We start from the raw sequence: 1,798 nt of genomic DNA, 5'->3' as shown, positions 1-1,798 counted from the left end.
CATGGAATCGAGGTGTCTTTCTTTTATGCAAAATCACGAACTTGCTCATTTATAGTCTTTTATATTATTTTCAAATCTTTACTTAGGAAAATCATAAAAAGCTATGGTTTACTCCATAGCCAGCTCATCTAATCTTACTATTCGTTTTACATTTGCTGTAAATGCCGTAAAATACATTTGCAGATGCATAGCAAATAAACCTCTCGAATCTGCTTTACGCAAACCGTGAGCTTCCTTTAGTTCTCCATTCTTTTCTTCTATCCTGTGCCGAATCTTCATTCGCTCCTGAAAATATTCGCTTTCTTCAAATTTAAGCCTTTCAAGATTTTTCTCGCTTGCTTGCGTGATACTGTAGCTTCTTGTTTTAGCGTTTGATCTTCCTACACGGCATTTTTCTCTTTGGGGACATTTCCGACACGTTACTTTGCTAAATATATATCTTAAATAAGTATTCCCATTTTTTGCCGTTCTTTTTTCTACACGCGTGGAAAGCTCTCCGGCAGGACACTGCAGCATCCCAGCATCTTTATTAAAGCAGAAACCTTCCTCAAGGTTCCCGTTTGCTGCAGCAGCTACTGCTGTATTGGTTCTGGCAATCAATGTAATCTCTTTTCCGCAGACTTCCAGATTGTCATCACTGACATATGCCATATCGCCTATAACTTCTGTAACTTTTATTCCATTTTCCTTCGCGTTTTCTATCAGTTTTGGTAATTCCTGCCCATCTGGTGCTCCTCCATCTGTTACAGTGATCCCCGCAATGAGACGTTCTTCAGTCATCGCAAGATGATTCTTATATCCATAGAACGTACTGGTTGCCGTTTTATGTCCAAACCGTGCATCTTTATCATCTTTGGATCGGATCTCTTTGAGCCGCTCATCTTCTAGTAGTTCTTTCATTTCATGAGAAAGTTTCTGTATCTTTTTATTTCCACAGGATTTTATTCCTTCCTCCAGAACCTGGAGTAGTTCCCTAGTATAGGCAATTTCTTCATCCAGTCCTGCTTCCAAAGAGGGTTTCTCAGGAAATCGCTCTGATAATTCAAAAGCTGTTTTATAAACCTCTTTCCGAAGTTGTTTGCTCATATCCCGCAGAATCTGCGTTGGAGATTTTGCCCAGACAGAAGCAATTGTATGGGTGGAATCAACGATAATGGTTCCCGATTTGATCAGATTTTTATCCAAAGCCTGTTGAATGGTTTCTTTTAACATTTCTTCCAGAATATCTTCTGTAATACGAGTTTTTCTGAATTTTGTGAGAAGACTGGGATCTATCATTTTTGCTTCTGGTTCCAGGTCAAGGAAAAATTTATATGCCATGTCCGTCTGGGCGCTGCTAATCAGGGCTTCGTCAGAAAGATCGTACAGTTTTTTCAGGAAAAGCAGTTTAAACATCATTTCTGGTTCCTTTGCCGGGCGACCGAAATTTTCACAAAAAAGCCCAATTCTTTTTTAGAATCAGACTTTTTCAGTGCCCTTTTAAATATGGTTTTGATTTGGTTTTGTAGCATAAAAAAATCTCCTTGTAGTTGTATTTGCATCGTGCAGATGCTTCTTTAACTACAAGGGCCGCTCTCACTACTTCTAAAAACCAATCAGTAGTGAGAGCGGCCGCACATTTGAGTTGAAGTGTCAACCCCTATTTAGGGAAAAACTAAAAAAGAGGTTAGACCTCATGTATAAGATCTAACCTTGAAAATTAACTAAATGACATTGACCAGTGAACAGTAACAAAATAACCTTACATAAAACAACAGTATATACACCCAAAAACAGCAGGTTCCGGATCACTCCGAAA

Annotated in this window: 1 pseudogene; it reads right to left on the bottom strand. The window is 38.8% G+C overall.

What is annotated here, in order from left to right:
• Nucleotides 1-108: 108 nt before the first annotated feature.
• Nucleotides 109-1,437: pseudogene (locus NE638_RS17700) on the bottom strand (IS1182 family transposase); the annotation flags it as partial.
• Nucleotides 1,438-1,798: the final 361 nt, after the last annotated feature.

The sequence above is a fragment of the Blautia sp. MSK.18.38 genome (genome assembly GCF_024460535.1).
In the GTDB taxonomy this organism is placed as follows: domain Bacteria; phylum Bacillota; class Clostridia; order Lachnospirales; family Lachnospiraceae; genus Blautia_A; species Blautia_A fusiformis.
Note: the sequence above shows the minus strand (reverse complement) of the source record. Positions and strands in the feature narration are given on the sequence as shown.